At 54.7% G+C, this 23850-nt stretch carries 23 protein-coding genes; 8 read left to right on the top strand and 15 right to left on the bottom strand.

Features of this window, described 5'->3' with window-relative positions:
- Positions 1–84: 84 nt before the first annotated feature.
- Positions 85–1458: a siroheme synthase CysG gene (gene cysG, locus AC0XWG_RS09100; RefSeq protein ID WP_475680536.1), complete on the top strand. Its 1374-nt coding sequence runs from the start codon at positions 85–87 to the stop codon at positions 1456–1458.
- A 142-nt stretch (positions 1459–1600) separates the two neighbouring features.
- On the top strand, positions 1601–1771 hold the full coding sequence (locus AC0XWG_RS09095) for a YhfL family protein (protein ID WP_028018011.1): 171 nt from the start codon (positions 1601–1603) through the stop codon (positions 1769–1771).
- 143 nt (positions 1772–1914) lie between these two features.
- Here AC0XWG_RS09095 and trpS read toward each other — a convergent pair whose 3' ends face one another.
- The 12 genes from trpS to AC0XWG_RS09035 form a co-directional block, all read right to left on the bottom strand.
- Positions 1915–2919, bottom strand: a complete 1005-nt coding sequence (trpS, locus tag AC0XWG_RS09090; protein ID WP_028018012.1) for a tryptophan--tRNA ligase — start codon at positions 2917–2919, stop codon at positions 1915–1917.
- Positions 2912–3673 (bottom strand): phosphoglycolate phosphatase, encoded by a 762-nt coding sequence (gene gph / locus AC0XWG_RS09085; protein ID WP_028018013.1) that lies wholly within the window; start codon positions 3671–3673, stop codon positions 2912–2914. The genes trpS and gph overlap by 8 nt, the downstream gene beginning before the upstream one ends.
- On the bottom strand, positions 3666–4343 hold the full coding sequence (gene rpe / locus AC0XWG_RS09080) for a ribulose-phosphate 3-epimerase (RefSeq protein ID WP_008503032.1): 678 nt from the start codon (positions 4341–4343) through the stop codon (positions 3666–3668). Before rpe ends, gph begins: the two co-directional genes overlap by 8 nt.
- Positions 4344–4384: 41 nt before the next feature.
- On the bottom strand, positions 4385–5197 hold the full coding sequence (dam, locus tag AC0XWG_RS09075; protein ID WP_108091118.1) for an adenine-specific DNA-methyltransferase: 813 nt from the start codon (positions 5195–5197) through the stop codon (positions 4385–4387).
- A 67-nt stretch (positions 5198–5264) separates the two neighbouring features.
- Positions 5265–6572 (bottom strand): cell division protein DamX, encoded by a 1308-nt coding sequence (damX, locus tag AC0XWG_RS09070; protein WP_475680535.1) that lies wholly within the window; start codon positions 6570–6572, stop codon positions 5265–5267.
- A 92-nt stretch (positions 6573–6664) separates the two neighbouring features.
- On the bottom strand, positions 6665–7753 hold the full coding sequence (gene aroB / locus AC0XWG_RS09065) for a 3-dehydroquinate synthase (protein ID WP_028018016.1): 1089 nt from the start codon (positions 7751–7753) through the stop codon (positions 6665–6667).
- 57 nt (positions 7754–7810) lie between these two features.
- The gene (gene aroK / locus AC0XWG_RS09060) at positions 7811–8332 is read right to left on the bottom strand and encodes a shikimate kinase AroK (protein WP_003861630.1); all 522 of its coding nucleotides are present in this window, start codon (positions 8330–8332) and stop codon (positions 7811–7813) included.
- A gap of 286 nt (positions 8333–8618) precedes the next feature.
- Positions 8619–9842, bottom strand: a complete 1224-nt coding sequence (gene hofQ, locus AC0XWG_RS09055) for a DNA uptake porin HofQ (RefSeq protein ID WP_475680769.1) — start codon at positions 9840–9842, stop codon at positions 8619–8621.
- The gene (locus AC0XWG_RS09050) at positions 9769–10173 is read right to left on the bottom strand and encodes a HofP DNA utilization family protein (protein WP_049007364.1); all 405 of its coding nucleotides are present in this window, start codon (positions 10171–10173) and stop codon (positions 9769–9771) included. The genes hofQ and AC0XWG_RS09050 overlap by 74 nt, the downstream gene beginning before the upstream one ends.
- Positions 10163–10624, bottom strand: coding sequence for a HofO family protein (locus AC0XWG_RS09045; protein ID WP_028018019.1), 462 nt, complete (start codon positions 10622–10624; stop codon positions 10163–10165). Before AC0XWG_RS09045 ends, AC0XWG_RS09050 begins: the two co-directional genes overlap by 11 nt.
- Positions 10625–10627: 3 nt before the next feature.
- The gene (locus AC0XWG_RS09040; protein WP_475680534.1) at positions 10628–11122 is read right to left on the bottom strand and encodes a PilN domain-containing protein; all 495 of its coding nucleotides are present in this window, start codon (positions 11120–11122) and stop codon (positions 10628–10630) included.
- Positions 11119–11895 (bottom strand): type IV pilus biogenesis protein PilM, encoded by a 777-nt coding sequence (locus AC0XWG_RS09035; protein WP_475680533.1) that lies wholly within the window; start codon positions 11893–11895, stop codon positions 11119–11121. The genes AC0XWG_RS09040 and AC0XWG_RS09035 overlap by 4 nt, the downstream gene beginning before the upstream one ends.
- Before the next feature lie 120 nt (positions 11896–12015).
- Between AC0XWG_RS09035 and mrcA the strand changes: the two genes are divergently transcribed.
- Positions 12016–14568 carry a peptidoglycan glycosyltransferase/peptidoglycan DD-transpeptidase MrcA gene (gene mrcA, locus AC0XWG_RS09030; RefSeq protein WP_164881346.1) on the top strand — a complete coding sequence of 851 codons (2553 nt, stop codon included), beginning with the start codon at positions 12016–12018 and terminating at the stop codon, positions 14566–14568.
- Between the two features lie 77 nt (positions 14569–14645).
- Here the strand turns inward: mrcA and nudE are convergent, their stop codons facing one another.
- Positions 14646–15206 (bottom strand): ADP compounds hydrolase NudE, encoded by a 561-nt coding sequence (gene nudE / locus AC0XWG_RS09025; RefSeq protein WP_108091125.1) that lies wholly within the window; start codon positions 15204–15206, stop codon positions 14646–14648.
- Positions 15207–15531: 325 nt separating this feature from the next.
- Between nudE and AC0XWG_RS09020 the strand changes: the two genes are divergently transcribed.
- The 5 genes from AC0XWG_RS09020 (at position 15532) to pckA (ending at position 21669) form a co-directional block, all read left to right on the top strand.
- Positions 15532–17667 (top strand): intracellular growth attenuator family protein, encoded by a 2136-nt coding sequence (locus tag AC0XWG_RS09020; protein WP_108091126.1) that lies wholly within the window; start codon positions 15532–15534, stop codon positions 17665–17667.
- 66 nt (positions 17668–17733) lie between these two features.
- The gene (yrfG, locus tag AC0XWG_RS09015; protein ID WP_028018025.1) at positions 17734–18417 is read left to right on the top strand and encodes a GMP/IMP nucleotidase; all 684 of its coding nucleotides are present in this window, start codon (positions 17734–17736) and stop codon (positions 18415–18417) included.
- Positions 18414–18815, top strand: coding sequence for a ribosome-associated heat shock protein Hsp15 (hslR, locus tag AC0XWG_RS09010; RefSeq protein ID WP_028018026.1), 402 nt, complete (start codon positions 18414–18416; stop codon positions 18813–18815). Before yrfG ends, hslR begins: the two co-directional genes overlap by 4 nt.
- A gap of 23 nt (positions 18816–18838) precedes the next feature.
- Positions 18839–19717, top strand: a complete 879-nt coding sequence (gene hslO, locus AC0XWG_RS09005) for an Hsp33 family molecular chaperone HslO (RefSeq protein ID WP_023309492.1) — start codon at positions 18839–18841, stop codon at positions 19715–19717.
- A 332-nt stretch (positions 19718–20049) separates the two neighbouring features.
- Positions 20050–21669, top strand: coding sequence for a phosphoenolpyruvate carboxykinase (ATP) (gene pckA, locus AC0XWG_RS09000; RefSeq protein ID WP_028018027.1), 1620 nt, complete (start codon positions 20050–20052; stop codon positions 21667–21669).
- Positions 21670–21767: 98 nt separating this feature from the next.
- Here pckA and envZ read toward each other — a convergent pair whose 3' ends face one another.
- Together envZ and ompR are read right to left on the bottom strand one after the other, a co-directional pair.
- Positions 21768–23114, bottom strand: a complete 1347-nt coding sequence (gene envZ, locus AC0XWG_RS08995; protein ID WP_023309494.1) for a two-component system sensor histidine kinase EnvZ — start codon at positions 23112–23114, stop codon at positions 21768–21770.
- A complete protein-coding gene (ompR, locus tag AC0XWG_RS08990; RefSeq protein ID WP_001157751.1) occupies positions 23111–23830 on the bottom strand; it encodes an osmolarity response regulator transcription factor OmpR in 720 nt (239 codons plus the stop codon). Before ompR ends, envZ begins: the two co-directional genes overlap by 4 nt.
- Positions 23831–23850: the final 20 nt, after the last annotated feature.

The raw sequence follows: 23850 nt of genomic DNA, 5'->3' as shown, positions 1-23850 counted from the left end.
AGGAAATTCGTATGTTCCTTACGATCCCTGCTGTTATCCTGACGTCAATTCTTACCCCTTCCATAAATGCTACGAGGTAACGTCGTGGATCACTTGCCGATTTTTTGTCAATTACGCAACCGCGACTGCCTGCTCGTGGGCGGCGGCGATGTGGCCGAACGCAAAGCGCGCCTGCTGTTAGAAGCGGGGGCCCGTTTGACCGTCAACGCCCTCGACTTTGCCCCACAGTTTGAGGTCTGGGCCCAGGCAGGAATGCTCACGCTGCAGCAGGGTGAGTTTAATGAATCCCTGCTGGATACCTGCTGGCTGACGATTGCCGCAACGGACGACGATGAAGTGAACCAACGCGTGAGCGATGCCTGTGAGGTACGCCGTATCTTCTGCAACGTGGTGGATGCGCCGAAAGAAGCCAGCTTCATCATGCCGTCGATTATCGACCGTTCCCCGCTGATGATTGCGGTGTCGTCCGGTGGCCGCTCCCCGGTACTTGCTCGCCTGCTGCGGGAAAAACTGGAGGCTGTGCTGCCACAGCATCTTGGTCAGATTGCGCATTATGCCGGGCAGCTGCGTTCACGCGTGAAGCAAACCTTCGCAACCGTAGCTGAGCGACGTCGGTTCTGGGAAAAATTCTTTGTCAACGACAGGCTGGCGCAGTCGCTGGCGAATCAGGACACGAAAGCCGTTGAAGAGACGACCGAACAGTTGCTGGCCGAACCGCTTGATCACCGCGGTGAAGTGGTGCTGGTGGGTGCAGGGCCGGGAGATGCAGGCTTGCTGACGCTGAAAGGTCTCCAGCAGCTCCAGCAGGCCGATACTGTGGTTTACGATCGCCTGGTCTCCGATGACATCATGAGCCTGGTTCGCCGCGACGCCGACCGTGTTTTCGTGGGCAAACGCGCGGGCTACCATTGCGTGCCGCAGGAAGAGATTAACCAGATCCTGCTGCGCGAGGCGCAAAAGGGAAAACGCGTGGTGCGTCTGAAAGGTGGTGATCCGTTTATCTTTGGCCGTGGCGGTGAAGAGCTGGAAACCCTGTGTGACGCGGGTATTCCGTTCTCTGTCGTGCCCGGCATTACGGCGGCATCCGGTTGCTCAGCCTACTCAGGCATTCCGCTGACACACCGGGACTACGCTCAGAGCGTGCGTCTGGTGACGGGCCATCTGAAAACCGGCAGCGAGCTGGACTGGCATAACCTGGCCGCAGAAAAACAGACGCTGGTGTTCTATATGGGGCTGAACCAGGCCGCCACAATTCAGGCGAAACTGCTTGAGCACGGCATGGATGCAGATATGCCTGTCGCACTGGTGGAAAACGGTACCGCCATTACGCAGCGCGTGGTAAATGGCGTGCTGACGCAGCTTGGTGAACTGGCGCAACAGGTTGAAAGCCCGGCGCTGATTGTAGTGGGTCGCGTGGTGGAACTGCGCGGTAAACTCAACTGGTTCTCCAACCACTGACGCATATTATTCCTTCCCTGAGTAGTCTTTAAGCGGACTACTCCCCTCTTACTGCTGTCGATAACATACCGCCCCGAAGTGGAACTTTCCCCTTTATTCCCTTGAGTTACATCTCATTTTCGTTTTCAGACAAGGAATGCGTATGTTTAAACTGGCAAAAGCCGCCGTTCTGGTCGGCCTGTTATCGACTCTGACGGCTTGCACCGGTCGTGTAGAAAACACGAAAAATAACTGCAGCTACGATTATCTGCTGCACCCGGCGATCTCCATTTCGAAGATCATCGGTGGTTGCGGCCCGGCGGCACAGCAGTAAGCGTTTTTCAGGCGTAAAAAAACCGGGAATCTCCCGGTTTTTTATTTAGGGAAGTGCGGCCTGATGCCCTCACCCTGGCCCTCTCCCACGGGGAGAGGGAACAAACCCTAAAAACGGTAACGTGGTTACCGTTTTGCTTTTACTTAAGGCTTACCCACAAACCCAATCGCTTCATACACCGCTTTCAGGGTTTCAGATGCGCGCGCACTGGCTTTTTCCGCGCCGTCTTTCATCACCTTCTGCAGGAAAGCTTCGTCGTTACGATAGCGGTTATAGCGCTCCTGCAGCTCAGTCAGCATGCCAGAAACAGCATCCGCCACTTCACCTTTCAGGTGGCCGTACATCTTGCCTTCAAAATGCTGTTCCAGCTCAGGAATGCTCTGACCAGTAACCCCGGAGAGAATATCCAGCAGGTTGGACACGCCCGCTTTGTTCTGCACGTCGTAGCGCACGACAGGCGGCTCGTCAGAATCAGTTACCGCACGCTTAAGCTTTTTCACGACCGATTTCGGATCTTCCAGCAGGCCGATAACGTTGTTGCGGTTATCGTCAGACTTGGACATCTTTTTGGTCGGTTCCAGCAGTGACATCACGCGTGCGCCAGATTTCGGAATGAATGGCTCTGGTACCTTGAACACATCGCCATAAATCGCATTAAAGCGCTGGGCAATATCACGGCTCAGCTCAAGGTGCTGCTTCTGGTCTTCACCAACAGGAACCTGGTTAGTCTGATACAGCAGAATGTCTGCAGCCATCAGTACCGGATAGTCAAACAGGCCGGCGTTGATGTTTTCAGAATAGCGTGCAGATTTATCCTTGAACTGAGTCATGCGGCTCAGCTCACCGAAATAGGTGTAGCAGTTCAGCGCCCAGCCCAGCTGAGCGTGCTCTGGCACGTGAGACTGAACGAAAATGGTGCTCTTCTCAGGATCGATGCCGCAGGCCAGATACAGCGCCAGGGTATCCAGCGTGGCTTTACGCAGTTTCTCAGGATCCTGACGCGCGGTAATCGCATGGAGATCGACGATGCAATAAATGCAATGGTAATCATCCTGCATGCTGACCCACTGACGTAACGCACCCATGTAGTTACCAATGGTCAATTCACCTGAAGGCTGTGCGCCACTAAAAACGATGGGCTTAGTCATTATTCAATTCCTGATGTTCACTGTGTGAAAGCCCGAGTACGGGCAACAAATCTTTGAAGTGGTCAAACACGACGTCCGGCTCACTTAGCGTGATGGCCTCACCGTAGTTGTAGCCGTAGGTTAACCCGACGGAAGGACACCCAGCCGCCCGGGCAGCCAGAATATCATTGCGTGAATCACCAACAAAGAGCAGCTCCGCAGGCGTTAAGGATAATTTTCCTGCCACCAGCAGAAGCGGTTCCGGATGCGGCTTTTTGTTTTGCACGTCATCACCGCCGACAATGACGGTGAAATACTTCGCGATATCCAGCGCTTCAAGCAGAGGTGCAACAAACGGCGTTGGCTTGTTGGTTACCAGTCCCAGCGGGATGCCTTTCGCATGCAGTGTGCTCAGGGTTTCCTGGACGTCCGGGAACAGGAAACTCCCTTCCTCGACGGTCTCTTCATAGAAACGATCGAACAGTTTGCGCAGAATACGCAGTTGCTCGTCCTTCGGGATGTCGGCATGATCGACGCTCGGTTTACCCTGCGCCGAACGCTGCGACGCACGCTCCTGGCGAGCCCACGTCAACGCACGCTCCATCAGCACGTCAGCGCCGTTGCCGATCCACGTTACCACGCGCTCTTCACCCGCAACGGGGAGTTCAAGCGCATACAGCGCCTGATCAACGGCGCTTGTTAAGCCCGGCGCGCTGTCGACCAGCGTGCCGTCGAGGTCGAATGCCACACCCCGAATTGTCTGCAATTTATCCATGACTTACCTTTGCCAGTTCACGGCGCATTTCATCAATGACTTTTTTGTAATCCGGTTGGTCGAAAATTGCCGAACCTGCAACGAACATATCCGCGCCCGCTGCCGCAATTTCACCAATGTTATTCACTTTCACACCGCCATCCACTTCCAGACGAATGTCGTAGCCTGATTCATCAATACGACGACGCACTTCACGCAGCTTATCCAGCGTGTGAGGAATGAACGACTGGCCGCCAAAGCCTGGGTTAACGGACATCAGCAAAATTACGTCCAGCTTATCCATCACATAATCAAGATAGCTCAGCGGCGTTGCCGGGTTAAACACCAGACCCGCCTTACAGCCGTTCTCTTTGATCAGCTGCAGCGTGCGATCCACATGTTCAGAGGCTTCCGGGTGGAAGGTGATGATGCTGGCTCCCGCTGCGGCAAAATCCGGCACGATGCGGTCAACCGGTTTCACCATCAGGTGTACGTCGATCGGGGCGGTAATGCCATAGTTACGCAGCGCCTTAAGCACCATCGGACCGATGGTCAGGTTAGGAACGTAGTGGTTATCCATCACGTCGAAATGGACGACATCCGCGCCTGCCGCCAGTGCGTTGGCAGTGTCTTCACCCAGGCGGGCAAAATCGGCCGACAGAATTGAGGGAGCAATCAAAAACTGTTTCATCCGCTTCTCCTTGAAATGTGATTACCGGCGGGCAAAACGGCTCAGGGGCGATAAAGAGCCAGGAGTTCGTCCACCTTTTTACGTGTGCCGCCGTTGCTGCTGATGCTACGCCGCACCTTAACCTGAAAATGCTTCGCGGCTTTGTACCATTCGCGCGTATCAGGCGTGTCGTGATTCGAAATTAACACCGGAATTCTTTTGCTGACCAGCTTTTCCGCCATCTCAGCCAGGCGCGCCTGCTCGGCAGGGCTGAAGCTGTTGGTGTGATAGGCAGTGAAATTCGCCGTCGCAGACAGCGGCGCGTAAGGGGGGTCACAGTAAACCACCGAGTTTACGCCTGCCAGTTCCATACACTCTTCATAGGAGAGGCAGTGAAACTCAGCATTCTGTGCTTTTTCAGCAAAGTGATACAGCTCGTCCTGTGGGAAATACGGCCGCTTATAGCGTCCAAAAGGCACGTTAAATTCACCACGAAGATTATACCGACACAGGCCGTTGTAGCCATGTCGGTTAAGATAGAGGAACAACAACGCCCGGCGGAACGAATCATCACTCTGATTGAACTCCGCGCGGAACTGGTAGTAAATGTCCGGGTTATTGTTCTCAGGCGTAAACAGTTTACGCGCCTCTGCGACATACTCATCGGTACGCAGTTTGACGATGTTATAGAGGCTGATAAGGTCGCTGTTGATATCCGCCAGGATATAACGAGAAAAATCGGTGTTCAGGAACACCGAACCCGCGCCCACGAAGGGCTCGATAAGACACTCACCTTTCGGCAGGTGCTTTTTAATATCATCGAGCAGGGGGTATTTCCCCCCTGCCCATTTCAGAAAAGCGCGATTTTTTTTCATGCTGACTAACTGATTACACCTTCTCCGGCTGTGGAGAAAGCTCCGACAGCATCCTGCGCTTTAAACATTACTTCAGATCGGCCTGAACCTGATGAATCGGCTTCGCCCACGGGTTTTTCGCCTGAACATCAGAAGGCAACGTCGCTACGGCACGCTTCGCTTCATCTTTAGACGTATAAACGCCGCTGACCAACACATACCACGGCTGACCGTTACGGGTCGTCTGATAAACCACGTAGTTTTTCAGATTCGATTTCTTCGCCCAACTGTTGAGGTTGTCATAGTTAGACGAACTGCTCAGCTGCAGCGTGTAGTTGCTGGAAGGTGCAGCTTTAAGCGAACCTACGTTACCTGCTGTTTTGCCTGCTGCAGCGCTGGAGGCTGTTGCAGATGCCGCAGGTGCAGCAGTCGTCGTCGGTGCTGTCGTGCTCGCCGTGGCTTTCGGTGCAGTCTGTGTAACTGGCGCTTTTGCTGGCTCGCTCACCGCAGCCGTTTCAGTATGTTTCGGCTGCGCCGGAACAGCTTTCACTTCAGGCGCTTTCACCACTGCCTGAGGTTTAGTTTCGCGTTTAGGTTCAATCACCGCCTGCTTACGTTCAGGACGTGTTGCAGTCTGCGTCTGGCGCGGCTTGGTTTCGGTCGCAGCAGTTTGCGGCTGAGCGTTACCACCGCGAACCGGGGCAACGGTTGCAGGTTCAGTTGGCAGCGTAGAGTTAACCACGGCGTTATCCATCTGCTGCTGGTTTTGCGGCTGCGTCAGTGCATTATTCAGGTCCCCCTGAACTTCTACACGCTGCTGACCTTCAGGCGTAACAGGTGCCTGGCTCTGAGCTGGGTTTGAGGAAACGGGCGGCAGAGAAACATCCTGTGGTGCTGGTGCTGTGGTGTTTCCTGCGGTCTGCTCTGCAGGGGTAGTACCCGGTGCAGGCTGCGCGCCATTTGCCTGATTAGCCGCATCGTTACCGGAGAGGTTGATGCTCTTCTCAGCGGAAGCGGTTTGCTCGGTTGAGTTCGTTGATGGTGCTTTAAGTGCAGAACCAATGCCGACAATCAGCAGCACAAGTACCAACACGCCAAGCCCCATCATAAGATACTGGCGGGAAGCCGGTTTTGGTGCAGCGGCTTTCTTACGTTTACGCGGGCGACGCTCTACAGGCTCTTCGTCCATTGAATCTTCTTCGGACTCATAATCCTCTTCTGCTCGCTCATCGTGCGCGTTGCGGCTGCGCGAGGGGCGACGATCGTCTGCATCCAGATCAACATCGTCAAAGTTGATCTGCGGCTCGTTATCACGTTCTGAAGATTGACGAGAACGACCAGTACGACGATCGCTGGGATCGGGTTTCAGCTCGTCTTCTGGTTTGAATTCATCCATTTAACACCCCACTCAAAGGCTTATGCCAACGACTTTGCATTTCACCTGAAGCTAAACGACCACCTGCAACAGTGGCCTGACCTTTCTAGTTGTTACGCCTGCTGACAATCAGCGATAGCGCCAAGAACGACATCGTGCGGCACTCCGCCGCGCACTTCACTCTTCCCTATTGCAAGCGGGAGTACAAGACGCATCTCACCTGCCAATACTTTTTTATCGCGCATCATGTGGGGTAAATACGCTTGTGCCGACATCTCTTGCGGCCCGGTCACCGGCAAGCCTGCACGCTCAAGCAGCGCGATGATGCGCGCCGTTTCATCCGGTTTAAACTGCCCCAGACGTTCAGAGGTGCGAGCAGCCATCACCATTCCGGCAGCAACCGCTTCGCCGTGAAGCCAGTTACCGTAACCCATTTCGGCTTCAATCGCGTGACCAAACGTATGCCCAAGATTCAGTAAAGCACGTAAGCCCGTTTCACGCTCGTCTGCTGCGACAACTTCCGCTTTCAGCTCACAACAACGACGGATGCAATATGCCAGTTTAGCCTCATCCAGGCGCAGCAACGCATCCATATTCTCTTCAAGCCAGTCAAAGAACTCGCCATCCAGAATAATGCCGTATTTGATCACTTCAGCAAGACCCGAAGCCAGCTCGCGCTTCGGCAGCGTTTTCAGACAGTCGAGATCCACCACCACCGATGCGGGCTGGTAGAATGCGCCAATCATGTTTTTGCCAAGCGGATGGTTGACCGCAGTTTTGCCGCCAACAGAAGAGTCGACCTGAGACAGCAACGTAGTCGGAATCTGAATAAAACGGACACCACGTTGATAGCTTGCAGCCGCAAAGCCGGTGAGATCGCCCACAACACCGCCGCCCAGGGCAAGCAATGTTGTATCGCGACCATGCGGTTTTTGCAGCAATGCGGTAAAGACGGTATCCAGTACCGTCAGACTTTTATACTGCTCGCCATCGGGCAGAATGACACTGTCGACTTTTACGCCCGCCTGCTCTAGCAGGTGGCGTACACGGTCAAGATAAAGCGGAGCCAGCGTCTCGTTGGTGACCAGCATCGCCTGATCACCCGCTTTCAGTGGTAAAAAGGAAGCTGGGTCGTTAAACAAACCAGCCGCGATGGTGATAGGGTAACTACGTTCCCCGAGAGTAACTGTAATCCTCTCCATGACGCGACATCCACCTTTAATGCTTTTACCCGCAGGCGAGTGTATATAAAGCCAGAATCAGTTGCTTTCCAGCATATGAATAATCTGGTTTGCAACCACTTTAGCGCTCTGATCGTCAGTACGAATGGTCACATCAGCAATCTCTTCGTACAGCGGATTGCGTTCATCGGCCAACGCTTCCAGAACTTCGCGTGGTGGCGTTTCAACCTGCAGCAGCGGGCGCTTTTTATCACGCTGCGTACGTGCCAGCTGTTTCTCGATGGTCGTTTCAAGATAGACCACTACGCCACGGGCGGAGAGACGGTTGCGGGTTTCGCGAGATTTTACAGAGCCGCCGCCTGTTGCCAGCACAATGCCCTGTTTTTCCGTGAGTTCGTTGATCACTTTTTCTTCTCGGTCACGGAAACCTTCTTCGCCTTCTACGTCGAAAACCCAGCCCACATCAGCTCCGGTTCGTTTCTCAATCTCTTGATCAGAATCGTAAAATTCCATATTGAGTTGTTGAGCTAACTGACGCCCAATAGTGCTTTTGCCGGCACCCATAGGCCCAACCAGAAAGATATTGCGTTTCTCTGCCATTTTATCGGTACTACTAAGACTATTCGTTAATGGTAATCCCCGCTTCGCAGACACCCAGCGTAGCAGGACATGAACTGAAACCTCATATGCAATAGAGCGAGAGTCAGACTAAAAATTATCTCAATACTCCGGCTTGTTTGGCAACTGATTAAATCACCGCGCCGGGCGCATAAGGTAATAAGACGTAAGTCCAACTCAAATCGGTACTCCTTGTATGCTAATTCATGCCCCACGTCAAACATCTGCAACAAACTGAATGCAAAATCATTGCGGGGATCGTTACCCGTCAGTGAATACCGACCAGACGTGGTGTAATAAACACCACTAACTCACGCCGTTCGTTGTCTTTTCCATCATGACGAAAAAGCTGCCCAATCCAGGGGATGCGACCCAATCCCGGCACGCTATCGCTGCCGGTTTTGTTCTTCTGCGAAAAAATTCCACCCAGCGCCAGTGTTTCTCCGCTTTTTACCTCCACCTGCGTTTCGATCTCCTGTTTGTCGATCGCCAGCGTTTCACCGTCAGCCTGCTGCAGCACCTGCCCCGGCATATTTTCACTGATGTGTAATTTCAGACGCACGCGTCCCCCCGGCAATACCACGGGCGTCACCTCCATCCCTAATACCGCCTCTTTAAACTCAACGGAGGTCGCCCCGCTTTCACCGCTTGAAACCTGATACGGGATCTCACTCCCCTGTTTGATGCTGGCCGGTTGCATGTGCGAGGCCAGCAGTCGCGGGCTGGCGATGATATCAACCTGCTGTTTTTGCTCCAGTGCTGACAATTCCAGATCCAGCAGCCGACCATTAATTCGCCCAATATTAAAACCCACGTGGCTGGTGGCGCTGGCTACGGAAAGATCGCTGCCAAGAGTGGTGAGCTGACCAACTTTGCCCGCGTCGGTGGCGTCGGCGAGATTCCACTTCACCCCTAGCTCACGCAGGCTTTTTTCATTGATGGTCACAATATGCGCCGCAAGCTCTACCTGCTCGACGGGAATATCCATCTGAGCGGCCCAGCGCTGCAGCGTATCCACCACCGTCTTATTATCCCGAACCAACAGGCGGTTAGTGCGCTTGTCGAGTGATAAACTTCCCTTTGGGCTCAGGAGTTTTTCGGCTGCTTTTTGTAGCTCCCCGGCATCGGCGTAAGAAAATGAGAGACTTTGTGAGACCAGCGGGGCATCCAGCTGCCGACGCGTCCGCTCCTGCTCTGAACGCTCCCGCTGTTCGCGCTGCCAGGCCGTAGTATGGACATAAAAAATGCCACCCTCCTCCCGTATAACAAGTCCGGCGCTGGTGACCACCGTCTGTAGCGCTTGTCGCCAGGGGACGCGCGTCAGGTTAAGTGAAAGCGAGCCGCTAACATCCGGTGATACCACCAGATTACGGTTCTCCTGCGCGACCAGTGCCTGTAGCACCTGAACCACAGGAACATCATCCACCACCAGCGTGACGGGTTTTGGTACGGTGGCCCACAGCGGTTGGCAGAACGCCAGCAGCAACAGCATTATCCTTAAGTTCATTTTTAATCGTTCCTTCTCGTTGCCACGTCCATTGTCCAGGTTCACATGTGTCACCCACATCAACAACCAGTGCTGACTCATTGATGGCTTTTACCTGCCAGCCCACCGGGAAGCGCTGATGCGTTTTCAGGCGATACCAGCGCTTTTGCCCATCCTGTAAGATGCCAACCGTTTCATGACCCGCCACCATACCGCGGTAGTGCCACTGCAACAGTTGACCACGACTGCAAGGATCGTCCGGCGGGCGAAACGGATCGCGCATACCGGTCAATGTCAGCACCGAACAAACCAGCAAGCAACGCACACTATTTCGCATGATCTGACTCCAGCTCCAGCCGCAGGCGTAACAACGCATCCTGTGGCGCAATCGCGAAAGCCGCGACCTGCACATCCCGCTGTGCCAGCAGGGAAAAAATGGTCGGGATCGCCGGCCATTCAGCATCCAGCGTCAGTTCTCCTCCCCTTTGCGACGGCTTCCAGTGAACCAATTTCATACCGTCCCCCTGAAAATCGAGCGGTGAAAAGGGCTGCATCTCCTGCACTTTCGGAGAGGCTGGGCTAAAAGGTATCTTACTGGCTGCGGGCCATAGCGATGCATTAGCCCGCGCATCCTGCATCAATTGCCGCTGGAGCTCAGCACACAGCCTGTCTACTGGGCGGAGCAACATGCTCCATGCGGCCAGCCCGGCAAAGAGAATACTCAGACACCAGCAAAGCACCCGATGCCATGGACGGTTTTCACACCAGCGTTCCAACAGGGTGTCCACACGTTACCTCTCACTTTTCAGATTAAATGTGAACATCCAGTGTCCCTGGCTATCCTGGCGGATCTCCCCTGCGGGTCCTGTCGTGAACCCGTCGAGTTGTCCAGGTACGTCACGCAGCGCAGAAAGAGCTGGCAGGGTAGTGGCATACCCGATAAGCATCAGAGCAGGAGGCTGGTAACGCAGTTCAGTCAGCCAGACCTGCGACGGCATGACGCTGGCAAGTGATTCCAGCACCGGTTGCCATGCGTGTCGTTGACGTTTCAGTGCAGGCATCGGTACCTCTGTGGTCAGCGTCTGGCGAGACATAAGCGCGTGATGCACGGACTGCATTCCCGCCAGTTCAGCTCGCAGAGCGTGCAGCCTCACCAGGTGGTTTATCCTCAGGCAGAAAATGACCATCAGCATCACCAGCCATGCGCCGACGAACATCGCGCCCCAGAAACGCAGACAACGCGCCCGCCGTTGCTGTCGCCACGGTATAAAGTTCGTCATGTTCACTCAGGGACCTCGCTCATGGCCAACGCCAGCGCGACGGTGTAATCAGCACCGCATTCCGGTAGCGGGGCATGGCAGCGCTCCAGGGTTTCCCATGGGTCACGTCGGCTATCAAACAGCGCGATATCGCCCGGACTCAGGGCCAGTAGCGCCGCCAGCTCCGTCACGTTTGCAGCTTCTGTGGTAAAGCGGCGTCCCCACTGATGACGCATAGCCCACAGCCACTGATGTTCATCTCGCCAGGCGACGCAATGCGCCGGGGCAACTGCGGGAAGAAGGTTCGCCAGTGCGCTGGCATCCGGGGTAATCGTAACCAGCCGCAAACGTAGCGTTTTCGCCAGCGCCAGGAGAGTTTCAACCTCTTTGTTTTGTGCGGCGGTAACATGAAATGTGTTGCTGAACGTGTCCTGCACGTAATCGAAACAGAGCGTTTCTGCTGGTATCTCCAGTTCGCGCGAGAGTGCCGCGCCCAGCCATGAAAGTTGCTCGCTGTCGCGCAGCGCAATGCCCGGGCGGGGAAGTGAGCGTTGCAGGGTGCGTGCTGCCGGGAAAGAGAGGAACACACGGTGCTGGAGTGGCAACGTCTTACGCCAGTCGCGCAACGCGTCAACCAGCTGTTCTGGCTGGCATATTTTACCTTCCCGAATGACGCCTTCGGTCAGAGGGATTGCCCACCAGCGACGCAAGCACCAGTCAGTTCTTTCCCGGGCCAATGCGACGATAAGCACCCTATCCTGTTGAATATGAACGCCCGTTTGCCATGTTTTGAAAGCCATGCTTCACGATCTCCTTATCGCCCGTCACCGTGACGGCTATATCAATGAATCAGGCTTGCCTTTATACTACCGCGCGATTGTTTAGAAACTGCCCAAGTGAAACCAAATGGGAAATCTCCGGTGAAGTTCGTAAAGTATTTATTCATCCTTGCAGTCTGTTGCATTCTGCTGGGAGCAGGCTCGATTTACGGTTTGTACAAATATATTGAGCCACAGCTACCTGATGTCGCTACGCTTCGCGATGTGCGACTCCAGATCCCGATGCAAGTCTATAGCGCCGATGGCGAGTTGATGGCGCAGTATGGCGAGAAGCGCCGTATTCCGCTGACCTTAAACCAAATTCCACCTGTTATGGTGAAAGCCTTTATCGCCACTGAGGACAGCCGTTTTTACGAGCACCATGGTGTCGATCCGGTGGGAATTTTCCGTGCCGCAAGCATTGCGTTGTTCTCCGGTCATGCCTCTCAGGGGGCGAGTACCATTACGCAACAGCTGGCACGTAACTTCTTCCTCAGTCCGGAAAAGACGCTGATCCGTAAGATCAAAGAGGTCTTCCTTGCGATCCGTATCGAGCAGCTGTTGAGCAAAGACGAGATCCTTGAGCTGTACCTCAATAAAATCTATTTGGGCTACCGCGCCTATGGTGTAGGGGCTGCCGCACAGGTGTACTTCGGTAAACCAGTTGAGCAACTCACCTTAAGCGAAATGGCAACCATCGCGGGTCTGCCGAAAGCGCCTTCTACGTTTAACCCGCTCTACTCGCTCGATCGCGCCACCGCGCGTCGTAACGTCGTTCTGTCCCGTATGTTGAGTGAAGGCTATATCAGCCAGAGCGAGTACGACCAGGCACGTAATGATGTTATTGATGCCAACTATCACGCCCCTGAGATCGCCTTCTCTGCCCCTTATCTGACCGAAATGGTTCGCCAGGAAATGGTGAATCGTTATGGTGATAAGGCCTACGAAGATGGTTATCGCGTTTACACTACTGTTACCCGCAAGGTTCAGCAGGCAGCACAGGAAGCGGTGCGTAATAACGTGATGGATTACGATATGCGTCACGGCTATCGCGGCCCGTCAAACGTGCTCTGGAAAGTGGGCGAAAGCGCGTGGGACAGCAAAAAAATCACCGGTACGCTGAAAGCGCTGCCAACCTATGGTCCGCTCCTTCCTGCCGTGGTCACTCAAGCCGATCCTCAGGAAGCCGTTGCGACGCTCGCGGACGGCACCTCAGTCTCCCTTCGTATGGATGGCATCCGTTGGGCGCGTCCGTACCGTTCAGATACCCTGCAAGGTGCAACGCCGCGTAAAGTGACCGATGCGGTACAAACCGGACAGCAAATCTGGGTGCGCAAGGTAGGTGAGGCCTGGTGGCTGGCGCAAGTTCCGGACGTTAACTCGGCTCTGGTCTCCATTAATCCTCAGAACGGAGCTGTAATGGCCCTGGTCGGTGGGTTCGATTTTAACCAGAGCAAATTTAACCGTGCTACCCAGGCACTGCGTCAGGTCGGTTCCAATATCAAGCCGTTCCTCTACACTGCCGCAATGGATAAGGGCCTGACCCTTGCCAGCATCCTTAACGACGTTCCCATCTCTCGCTGGGATGCCGGTGCCGGTTCCGACTGGCAGCCGAAGAACTCCCCGGCGGAATATGCCGGCCCTATTCGTCTTCGTCAGGGTCTGGGACAATCGAAAAACGTGGTAATGGTGCGTGCCATGCGCGCGATGGGCGTCGACTATGCTGCCGAGTATCTGCAACGCTTCGGTTTCCCGGCGCAGAACATCGTTCGCACCGAATCGCTGGCGTTAGGCTCAGCCTCCTTTACGCCGCTTCAGGTTGCACGCGGATACTCGGTAATGGCCAACGGTGGCTTCCTGATTGATCCGTATTTTATCAGTAAAATCGAGAACGATCAGGGCGGCGTACTGTTTGAAGCGAAGCCGAAAATTGCCTGTCCTGACTGCGATATTCCGGTCATTTACGGCAATACGCCGAAATCTGACGTGCTTGAGAACAAGGACATGGAAGACGTTGCCGTGTCTCAGGAGCAGCAGAATGGCGTTGTGCCACAGCCACAACTGGAACAGGCGAACCAGGCGCTGGTGGCGCAGACAGGTGCACAGGAGTATGCCCCGCATGTGATCAACACGCCGCTGTCATTCCTGATCAAAAGCGCGCTGAACACTAACATCTTCGGTGAACCAGGCTGGCAAGGTACCGGCTGGCGTGCAGGACGTGATTTGCAGCGTCATGACATCGGCGGTAAGACAGGGACAACCAACAGCTCGAAAGATGCGTGGTTCTCCGGCTACGGCCCGGGTGTGGTGACCTCAGTCTGGATCGGTTTCGACGATCATCGTCGCGACTTAGGCCGTACAACGGCATCTGGTGCGATTAAAGATCAGATTTCCGGCTATGAAGGCGGTGCGAAAAGTGCGCAACCTGCCTGGGATGCCTATATGAAATCTGTTCTTGAAGGTGTTCCAGAGCAGCCGCTGACGCCACCACCAGGCGTGGTGACAGTCAATATCGACCGCAGTACGGGCCAGCTCGCCAACGGCGGGAATAGTCGCGAAGAGTATTTCATCGAGGGCACGCAGCCAACCACACAGGCGGTGCATGAGGTGGGTACTGAGATTATTGATAACGGCGAAACGCACGAGCTGTTCTAAATAAAAATGCCCGATAAAAATCGGGCAAAGCATCGCAGGCCGGGTAAGGCGAAGCCGCCACCCGGCTTTTTTGTGGCCTACAGTCGCCCCTGCCCCTTCAACCACTCCCGTACCAGGAACAGTGCACTCACATTACGCGCTTCGTTAAAGTCCGGGTCTTCCAGCAAATCCATCAGGTGTGCTAGCGGCCAGCGAACCTGCGGCAACGGCTCCGGCTCGTCTCCTTCCAGCGATTCTGGATAGAGATCTTCGGCTACCACGATATTCATTTTGCTGGAAAAATAGGAGGGTGCCATGCTCAGTTTTTTCAGGAACGACAGCTCATTCGCGCCAAACCCCACCTCTTCTTTTAGCTCGCGGTTTGCCGCTTCAAAGACAGTTTCACCCGGGTCGATAAGCCCTTTCGAGAACCCAAGCTCGTAAGACTCCGTTCCCACAGCGTATTCGCGGATCAAAATCAGATGATCGTCGACAATAGGAACAATCATCACCGCTTCGCGCGCAGAGGGGCGCATACGCTCATAAACGCGACGCACACCGTTGCTGAACTCCAGGTCCACGCTTTCGACATTAAACAGGCGCGATTTTGCGACAGTTTCAACATTCAGAATGGTGGGTTTTTGTAGTGGTTTGCTCATCTTGATGGGTCTTAGCAGTGAGAACGGGCTTTATTGTGCGATATGCCGCACGGTTTCGGCAATGTCAATCGTTCTTTATTTACATTTATGCAACGTAATAAAGATCAATCCTCAATTCAAAACAAATGTCAAGAGGTTGAAATGTTTCCAGGAATTTGCTGATATCGCGCCATAACAAGCTTTGCTATCATCATCGGTCACTGGGATGCGCTTCAGAATGCTCAAGTTCGACTCCATACTTGCCGATAGCCAACCACAGACTCTCATTCAATATTAAAGGTGCTACAGACTACACCTGTAAGAAGATAAGTAAGATGGGGAAAGCATGAGCACCATTTTGATTGTTCTCGCTGCTATGCTGGCCGGCGCATTGTTTGCAGGATGGGTATACAGGCGTCGCATACAACGCCGTTACCGGTTGCCTTTTTTAAATGCGTTCGCTGGCGCAACGACGCGTAAACTCACGCAAGACGAGCGCGATGCAGTTGAAAACTATCTCGAAACGCTGAACCGTTCTCAGTTAACCCCTGGGCCGACGGGAGCTACTGCTGCGCCAGTCTCACTTAAGCTTAATGCGCAAAGTGATACCGTGCTGTGCCTGACGCGCTCCATCACGCGCTATGGCATCACCACCGATGATCCCAACAAATGGCGCTATTACCTTGATTCTGTCGAAGTGCATCTGCCCCCATCCTGGGAGCAATACATTACTGACGAAAACAGCGTTGAACTGATCCACACCGATTCATTACCTCTGGTCATCTCGCTTAACGGTCACACGCTGAGTGAATACCTTCAGGAAGCACCGCGCTTTGCGCTGGAACGTGCAAGTTCAACCCAGGCTTCCATCCGTGGCGAAGAGTCAGAGCAGATCGAACTGCTGAATATCCGCCAGGAGACGCATGAAGAATATGCCCTGAGCCGCCCGGATGGCATTCGTGAAGCCATCCTGATCGTTGCCGCTTTCCTGCTCTTTTTCTGCTGTCTGCTGACGCCGGATGTGTTTGTGCCCTGGCTGGCTGGCGGAGCGGTGTTACTGTTGGCTGCCGGGCTTTGGGGGCTTTTTGCCCCACCAGCAAAAACCTCGTTGCGTGAGATACACTGCCTGCGCGGTACGCCGAAGCGCTGGGGTCTGTTTGGTGAAAACGATCAGGAGCATCTCAACAATATCTCACTCGGCATTATCGACCTTATCTACCCGCGCCACTGGCAACCATGGATTGCGCAGGATTTAGGACAGAAAACCGATATTGATATCTACCTTGACCGCCACGTTGTGCGTCAGGGCCGATTTTTATCTCTGCATGATGAAGTGAAAAATTTCCCGCTCCAGCACTGGTTACGTAGCACGGTTATTGCCGGAGGCGCCGCGCTGGTCTTTGTCATGCTGCTGCTTTTCGTGCCGCTGGATATGCCCATCAAATTCACCCTTTCGTGGATCAAAGGGGCGCAAACCATCGAAGCGACCAGCGTCAACAAACTGGATGAAGCCGGTGTGCGCGTAGGAGACACGCTGCGCCTGAAGGGAACCGGGATGTGTAATATTCATACCCCAGGGGCGTGGAATACGCGCCAGAACTCACCGTTCATGCCGTTCGATTGCTCGCAAATCATCTGGAACGACGCGCCGCCGCTGCCGTTGCCGGAATCCGAAGTGGTGAATAAAGCTACCGCCCTCACTCAGACGGTCAACCGCCAGTTACATCCGAAGCCGGATGATGATTCGCGCGTCAGCCCTGCGCTGCGCTCAGCCATTCAGAAATCAGGCATGGTTCTGCTGGATGATTTTGGCGACATCGTTCTAAAAACGAAGGATTTATGCTCCTCGCAGGACGAGTGTGTGCGTCTCAAAAACGCCCTGGTAAACCTGGGGAACAGTAAAGACTGGGACGCGCTGGTGAAACGTGCCGAAGCGGGTCGGCTGGATGGCGTCAACGTGCTGCTGCGTCCGGTTAGCGCGGAATCGCTGGACAACCTGGTGGCCACTTCGACGGCACCGTTCATGATGCGCGAAACCACCCGTGCGGCTCAGGCGCTGAACAGCCCGGCACCGGGTGGCTTTGTCATTGTCAGTGATGAAGGTAGCGACCTGGTCGATCAACCTTATCCGCAGGTTGCGCTTTATGATTACCCGGCACAAGAGCAGTGGAGCCAATTTCAGCGCCTGGCGCAGATGCTGATGCAAACGCCGTTCAGTGCCGAAGGGATCGTCACGAGTATTTATACTGATGCCAACGGTACCCGTCATATCGTTCTGCACCGGATGCCGGATAGCGCAGGTTTGTGGCGCTACATTGGTACCTCGCTGCTGATGCTAGCCATGCTGTTCTCCATCTTCTGGAACGGTTTTATGGCCCTGCGTCGCTACCAGCGCTCACGCACCCGGCTGGCTGACATCCAGCAATATTACGAAAATTGCCTCAATCCTAAGCTGCTCCCCTCCTCTGAGAGCCTGATCTGATAACGTCCTTGCGCGACAAGATGTGCTACCCTGTCGCGCACGTTTCTTCTGGCTGGAGTACCCCTTATGCATCTTGATATCGCCTGGCAGGAGGTTGATACCGTTCTGCTGGATATGGACGGCACACTGCTCGATCTCGCCTTTGATAACTATTTCTGGCAAAAGCTGGTTCCGGAAACCTATGGCGAACAGCAGGGGATCTCCCCGGCAGAAGCGCAGGCATTCATTCGTTCGCAATATAGCGCGGTGCAGCATACGCTAAACTGGTACTGTCTTGACTACTGGAGCGAACGCCTCGGTCTGGATATTTGTGCCATGACTACCGCTCAGGGTCCACGCGCCGTGCTGCGTGAAGATACTGTACCTTTTCTGGATGCGCTGAAAACCAGCGGCAAGCGCCGTATTTTGCTGACCAATGCGCATCCTCATAATCTGGCGGTAAAGCTGGAACATACGGGTCTGGCTTCACACCTTGATTTATTACTTTCTACCCACACATTTGGTTATCCGAAAGAGGATCAGCGGTTGTGGCACGCGGTGAAGGAAGAGACAGGTTTGCAACCTGAACGTACGCTGTTTATTGACGACAGCGAGCCCATTCTGGATTCCGCAGCCACCTTTGGCATTCGCTATTGTCTGGGGGTTACGAATCCTGACTCTGGCCTGGCTGAAAAAAGCTATCTGCGCCATCCGGGGTTGAACGACTACCGCCAGATGATCCCCTCACTCACCGTGAAGGAGACGCCATGAAAGAAAAACCCTCTGATGGGGTAAGACTGGATAAATGGCTGTGGGCAGCGCGTTTTTATAAAACACGCGCCCTTGCCCGCGAGATGGTTGACGGCGGAAAAGTGCATTACAACGGCCAGCGCAGCAAACCGAGCAAGCTGGTTGAGGTGAATGCCACCCTGACGCTGCGTCAGGGCAACGATGAACGCACGGTGGTGATTAAAGCCATTACCGAACAACGACGGCCCGCAACCGAAGCCGTACTGCTTTATGAAGAGACGGCTGAAAGCATTGAAAAGCGAGAGAAAACCGCGCTGGCGCGCAAAATGAACGCGCTGACTATGCCACACCCGGACCGGCGGCCGGATAAAAAAGAGCGCCGCGATCTGATGAAATTTAAACACGGTGAGACTGAGTAACCTCACCCGCACGAGAGACTAAAATGGCCCAACACGACCAATTACACCGCTATCTGTTTGAACAATTCGCCGTGCGCGGCGAGCTGGTCACCGTATCCGAAACCTGGAAACAGATTCTGGAAAACCACAACTACCCGCTGCCGGTGAAGACCCTGTTGGGCGAACTGCTGGTTGCCACCAGCTTGCTGACGGCAACGCTGAAATTCGCGGGTGATATTACCGTACAATTACAGGGTGATGGCCCGATGACGCTGGCGGTGATCAACGGCAATAACCAGCAGCAGATGCGCGGCGTGGCACGCGTTCAGGGCGATGTACCTGAAAATGCAGATCTGAAAACGCTGGTGGGTAATGGCTACCTGGTGATCACCATCTCCCCTGAGGAAGGTGAACGCTATCAGGGCGTGGTCGGTCTGGAAGGCGATACGCTGGCGGCCTGCCTGGAAGATTACTTCATGCGTTCTGAACAGCTGCCAACCCGCCTGTTCATTCGCACCGGTGAAGTGGACGGCCAGCCTGCTGCGGGCGGTATGCTGCTGCAGGTTCTGCCGGCTCAGGACGCGCAGACCAATGATTTTGAACACCTGGCGACGCTGACTGAAACCATCAAAGCGGAAGAGCTGTTCAACCTATCGGCGACCGACGTGCTGTGGCGTCTGTATCACGAAGAAGAAGTGACCGTTTACGACCCGCAGTCAGTGGAGTTTAAGTGCACCTGTTCACGTGAACGCTGTGCCGGCGCACTGAAGACGCTGCCGGATGAAGAGATCGACAGCATCATGGCGGAAGATGGCGAAATTGATATGCACTGTGACTACTGCGGTACGCACTATGTGTTCAATTCGATGGATATTGCTGAGATCCGCAATAACGCCTCCCCGGCAGACCCACAGGTTCACTAATACTTTTCCCCTCTCCCCTTTGGGGGAGGGGTAAAATCCCCGCCCATGCTGAATCGTTTTCATAATGTAACTCTTACGTAATTTTCTTACGTGTATGCGATTACATTCACATTCCTTCCGATAATATCACCAGCCTTTAACCTTTTCGGAACATTTTCCCCAACCAAAAAGCGATTCCTGCGATAATCCGCCTGCCCTGTGACTGGAGTCGCAGCGTTTTCCGTTAGTAAGGGTTTTGTCCAGATGCGTAAATCTATGAGCCCCGTCGCGGTTAACAACCTCAGAAAAACCCTACAATTTCAGGCAGTACATATTGGCTAAGGAGCAGTGATATGCGTGTTACTGGTTTAACCCCGCAAGATCTCAAGGCTTATGGTATTCACGACGTCCAGGAAATCGTCTACAACCCCGACTACGATACGCTGTATCAGGAAGAGCTCAATCCAGCCCTGGAAGGATACGAGCGCGGTGTGTTGACGAATCTTGGTGCTATCGCCGTCGATACCGGTATCTTTACCGGTCGTTCGCCGAAAGATAAGTATATCGTCCGCGACGAAACCACCCGCGATACGCTGTGGTGGGCTGACAAGGGCAAAGGGAAGAACGATAACAAACCGCTCTCCCCGGAAACCTGGCAGCATCTGAAAGGGCTCGTAACCCATCAACTTTCCGGCAAGCGTCTGTTCATTGTCGATGCTTTCTGTGGCGCTAACGCCGACACCCGTCTCTCCGTACGTTTTATCACCGAAGTGGCCTGGCAGGCGCATTTCGTGAAAAACATGTTTATTCGTCCAACCGACGAAGAGCTGAAGAATTTCACCCCGGATTTCATCGTGATGAACGGTGCGAAATGCACTAACCCACAGTGGAAAGAGCAGGGTCTGAACTCCGAAAACTTTGTTGCCTTCAACCTGACCGAGCGTATCCAACTGATCGGCGGTACCTGGTACGGCGGCGAAATGAAGAAAGGGATGTTCTCCGTCATGAACTACCTGCTGCCGCTGCGGGGCATCGCCTCCATGCACTGCTCGGCTAACGTCGGTGAAAAAGGCGACGTGGCAGTGTTCTTTGGTCTTTCCGGTACCGGGAAAACCACCCTGTCCACCGATCCGAAACGTCGTCTGATTGGCGATGACGAACACGGCTGGGATGACGATGGTGTATTCAACTTTGAAGGCGGCTGCTACGCGAAGACCATTCGCCTGTCTGAAGAGGCCGAGCCGGATATCTTCCACGCTATTCGTCGCGATGCGCTGCTGGAAAACGTCACCGTGCGTGCCGATGGCTCCATCGACTTCGACGATGCGTCGAAAACGGAAAACACCCGCGTCTCTTACCCGATCTACCACATCGACAATATCGTGAAGCCGGTTTCAAAAGCGGGTCATGCCACGAAGGTCATTTTCCTGACGGCAGATGCGTTCGGCGTGCTGCCGCCGGTGTCTCGCCTGACCGCCAGCCAGACACAGTACCACTTCCTCTCTGGTTTCACCGCTAAGCTGGCGGGTACCGAGCGCGGCGTGACAGAACCCACCCCAACCTTCTCAGCCTGCTTCGGCGCGGCATTCCTGTCGCTGCACCCGACGCAGTACGCTGAAGTGCTGGTAAAACGCATGCAGGCTTCCGGCGCGCAGGCGTACCTGGTGAACACGGGCTGGAACGGGACCGGCAAGCGTATCTCCATCAAAGATACGCGCGCCATTATCGACGCCATTCTGGATGGTTCTCTGGATAACGCTGAAACCTTCACGCTGCCAATGTTTGATCTGGCGATCCCAACAGAGTTGCCGGGTGTGGATACGCATATCCTCGACCCACGCAACACTTACGGTTCGCCGGAACAGTGGCGCGAGAAAGCGGAATCGCTGGCGAAGCTGTTTATTGAGAACTTCGAGAAGTACACCGATACCCCGGCAGGTGAAGCGCTGGTGAGCGCGGGACCGAAGCTGTAGGTAAAAGCAAAAAGGCAACGAAAGTTGCCTTTTTTAATGTTTTCTCCCTCTCCCCGTGGGAGAGGGCCGGGGTGAGGGCATCAGGCCGCACCCTTTTGTCAACTCTCTTTCACCTGCCCGCGCGTCACCGGTACCGGCAACCAGGCGCGAATGCTCAACCCGCCCCGCTCGCTGGTGCCAATCTCCAGCAACCCGTTATGGTTATCGATGATACGCTGTACAATCGCCAGACCTAAACCTGTACCGCTGGTGCTGCGCGCGCTGTCGCCACGCACAAACGGCTGGAACAGATGCTTACGCTGCTCAGGCTTGATGCCCGGACCATCGTCTTCCACCTGGAACCAGGCGCGGTTAAGTTCAGACCCGCTGCTGACTTTAATCCAGCCATTACCGTAACGCGCCGCATTGACCACCATGTTGGCAACCGCACGTTTGATAGAAAGCGGATGCATGCGAACCTGGATCTCCCCCGCCTGAAGGTCGGTATCAATCTCGCGCTCGTAGCCGCTTTCCGCCGCCACCACTTCGCCCAGCACCGCGTTCAGATCCGCCATCTCCATTGGCATCTCCTGGCCGGTGCGCAGGTAGTCGATGAACTGCTCAATGATGGCATTACACTCTTCGATGTCCTTGTTGATGGACTCGGCAAGATAGCCGTCCTCTTCTCCCATCATCTCCGTCGCCAGACGGATACGCGTTAGCGGCGTGCGCAGGTCATGGCTCACACCGGCCATCAGCAGCGTACGGTCATCTGCCAGTTGCTTCACACCGGCCGCCATATGGTTAAACGCACGCGTCACCGAACGGACCTCAGAGGCACCATACTCACGCAATGGAGGAGGAATTATCCCTTTACCGACCTGCAGCGCAGCGTGCTCCAGGTCGACCAGCGGTCGGTTCTGTATACGAATAAACAGCCAGGCTCCGCCTATCGCCAGCAGCATAATCGCCAGGGTGTAGCGGAATAGCGGTGAGAAATCGCCCTGATGGATTTCGGTCAGCGGAACGCGCACCCAGATATTGGGTGACAGCCAGGTTTTCAGCCAGACAACAGGCGAGCTTTTGTTGACCTCGACGCGCACTTCCGTCGGGCCGCCGAGCTGCTGCGCCATCTGCTGGCTGAGGAATTCATAGTGCTGCGCCCAGCGCAGTCCCGCGTCTTCCGCCGCTTCGTTTGAGTAGAGCGAAATGCCCAGCTCACGGTAAATTTCACGACGGAAGGCAGGGGGGACAACCAGCTGCGTGCCATCCTCCAGCTGCAGTTTATCGGTCATCAGCATACGGACTTCGTAGGCCAGGACCTTATTAAACTGCTGGAGGCTCGGCAGGATCGCAAAGTTCAGCACCACCAGATAGGTCGTCACCAGGCTGACGAACAGCAGGGTGACGATCAGTAACAGGGTGCGGGCAAACGAGCTTCGCGGCGAGAAGCGCATTCGCCTCATGCTTTAGAGCCGTCCGGAACGAACACGTAGCCCAGACCCCAAACGGTCTGAATATAACGAGGATGCGCCGGATCTTCTTCCACCATGCGGCGCAGACGAGAGATCTGCACATCGATGGAGCGTTCCATTGCGGAGTATTCGCGGCCACGCGCCAGGTTCATCAGCTTGTCACGGGACAGCGGCTCACGTGGGTGGCTAACCAGTGCTTTGAGAACTGCGAACTCGCCGCTGGTGAGTGGCATAGGTTCGTCTTCACGGAACATCTCGCGCGTGCCGAGGTTCAGCTTGAACTTGCCGAAGGCAATGACGGCCTCTTCCTGCGACGGTGCGCCAGGCAGTTCATTTGCCTGACGACGCAGTACGGCGCGAATACGTGCCAGCAGTTCACGTGGGTTAAACGGTTTTGGAATGTAGTCATCCGCGCCGATTTCGAGGCCCACGATACGGTCAACTTCCTCGCCTTTCGCCGTCACCATGATGATCGGCATCGGGTTGCTCTGGCTACGCAGACGGCGACAGATAGAGAGCCCGTCTTCGCCAGGCAGCATCAGGTCGAGCACCATCAGGTGGAAAGATTCACGGGTCAGCAGACGATCCATCTGCTCAGCGTTCGCGACGCTACGAACCTGGAAGCCCTGCTCGGTCAGATAACGTTCCAGCAGCGCACGCAGGCGCATGTCGTCATCCACGACCAGAATTTTGTAGTTCTCTTGCATTGTATTTACTCCCAAAGGTT

Source organism: Enterobacter sp. DVT3837, from assembly GCF_056238685.1.
Note: the sequence above shows the minus strand (reverse complement) of the source record. Positions and strands in the feature narration are given on the sequence as shown.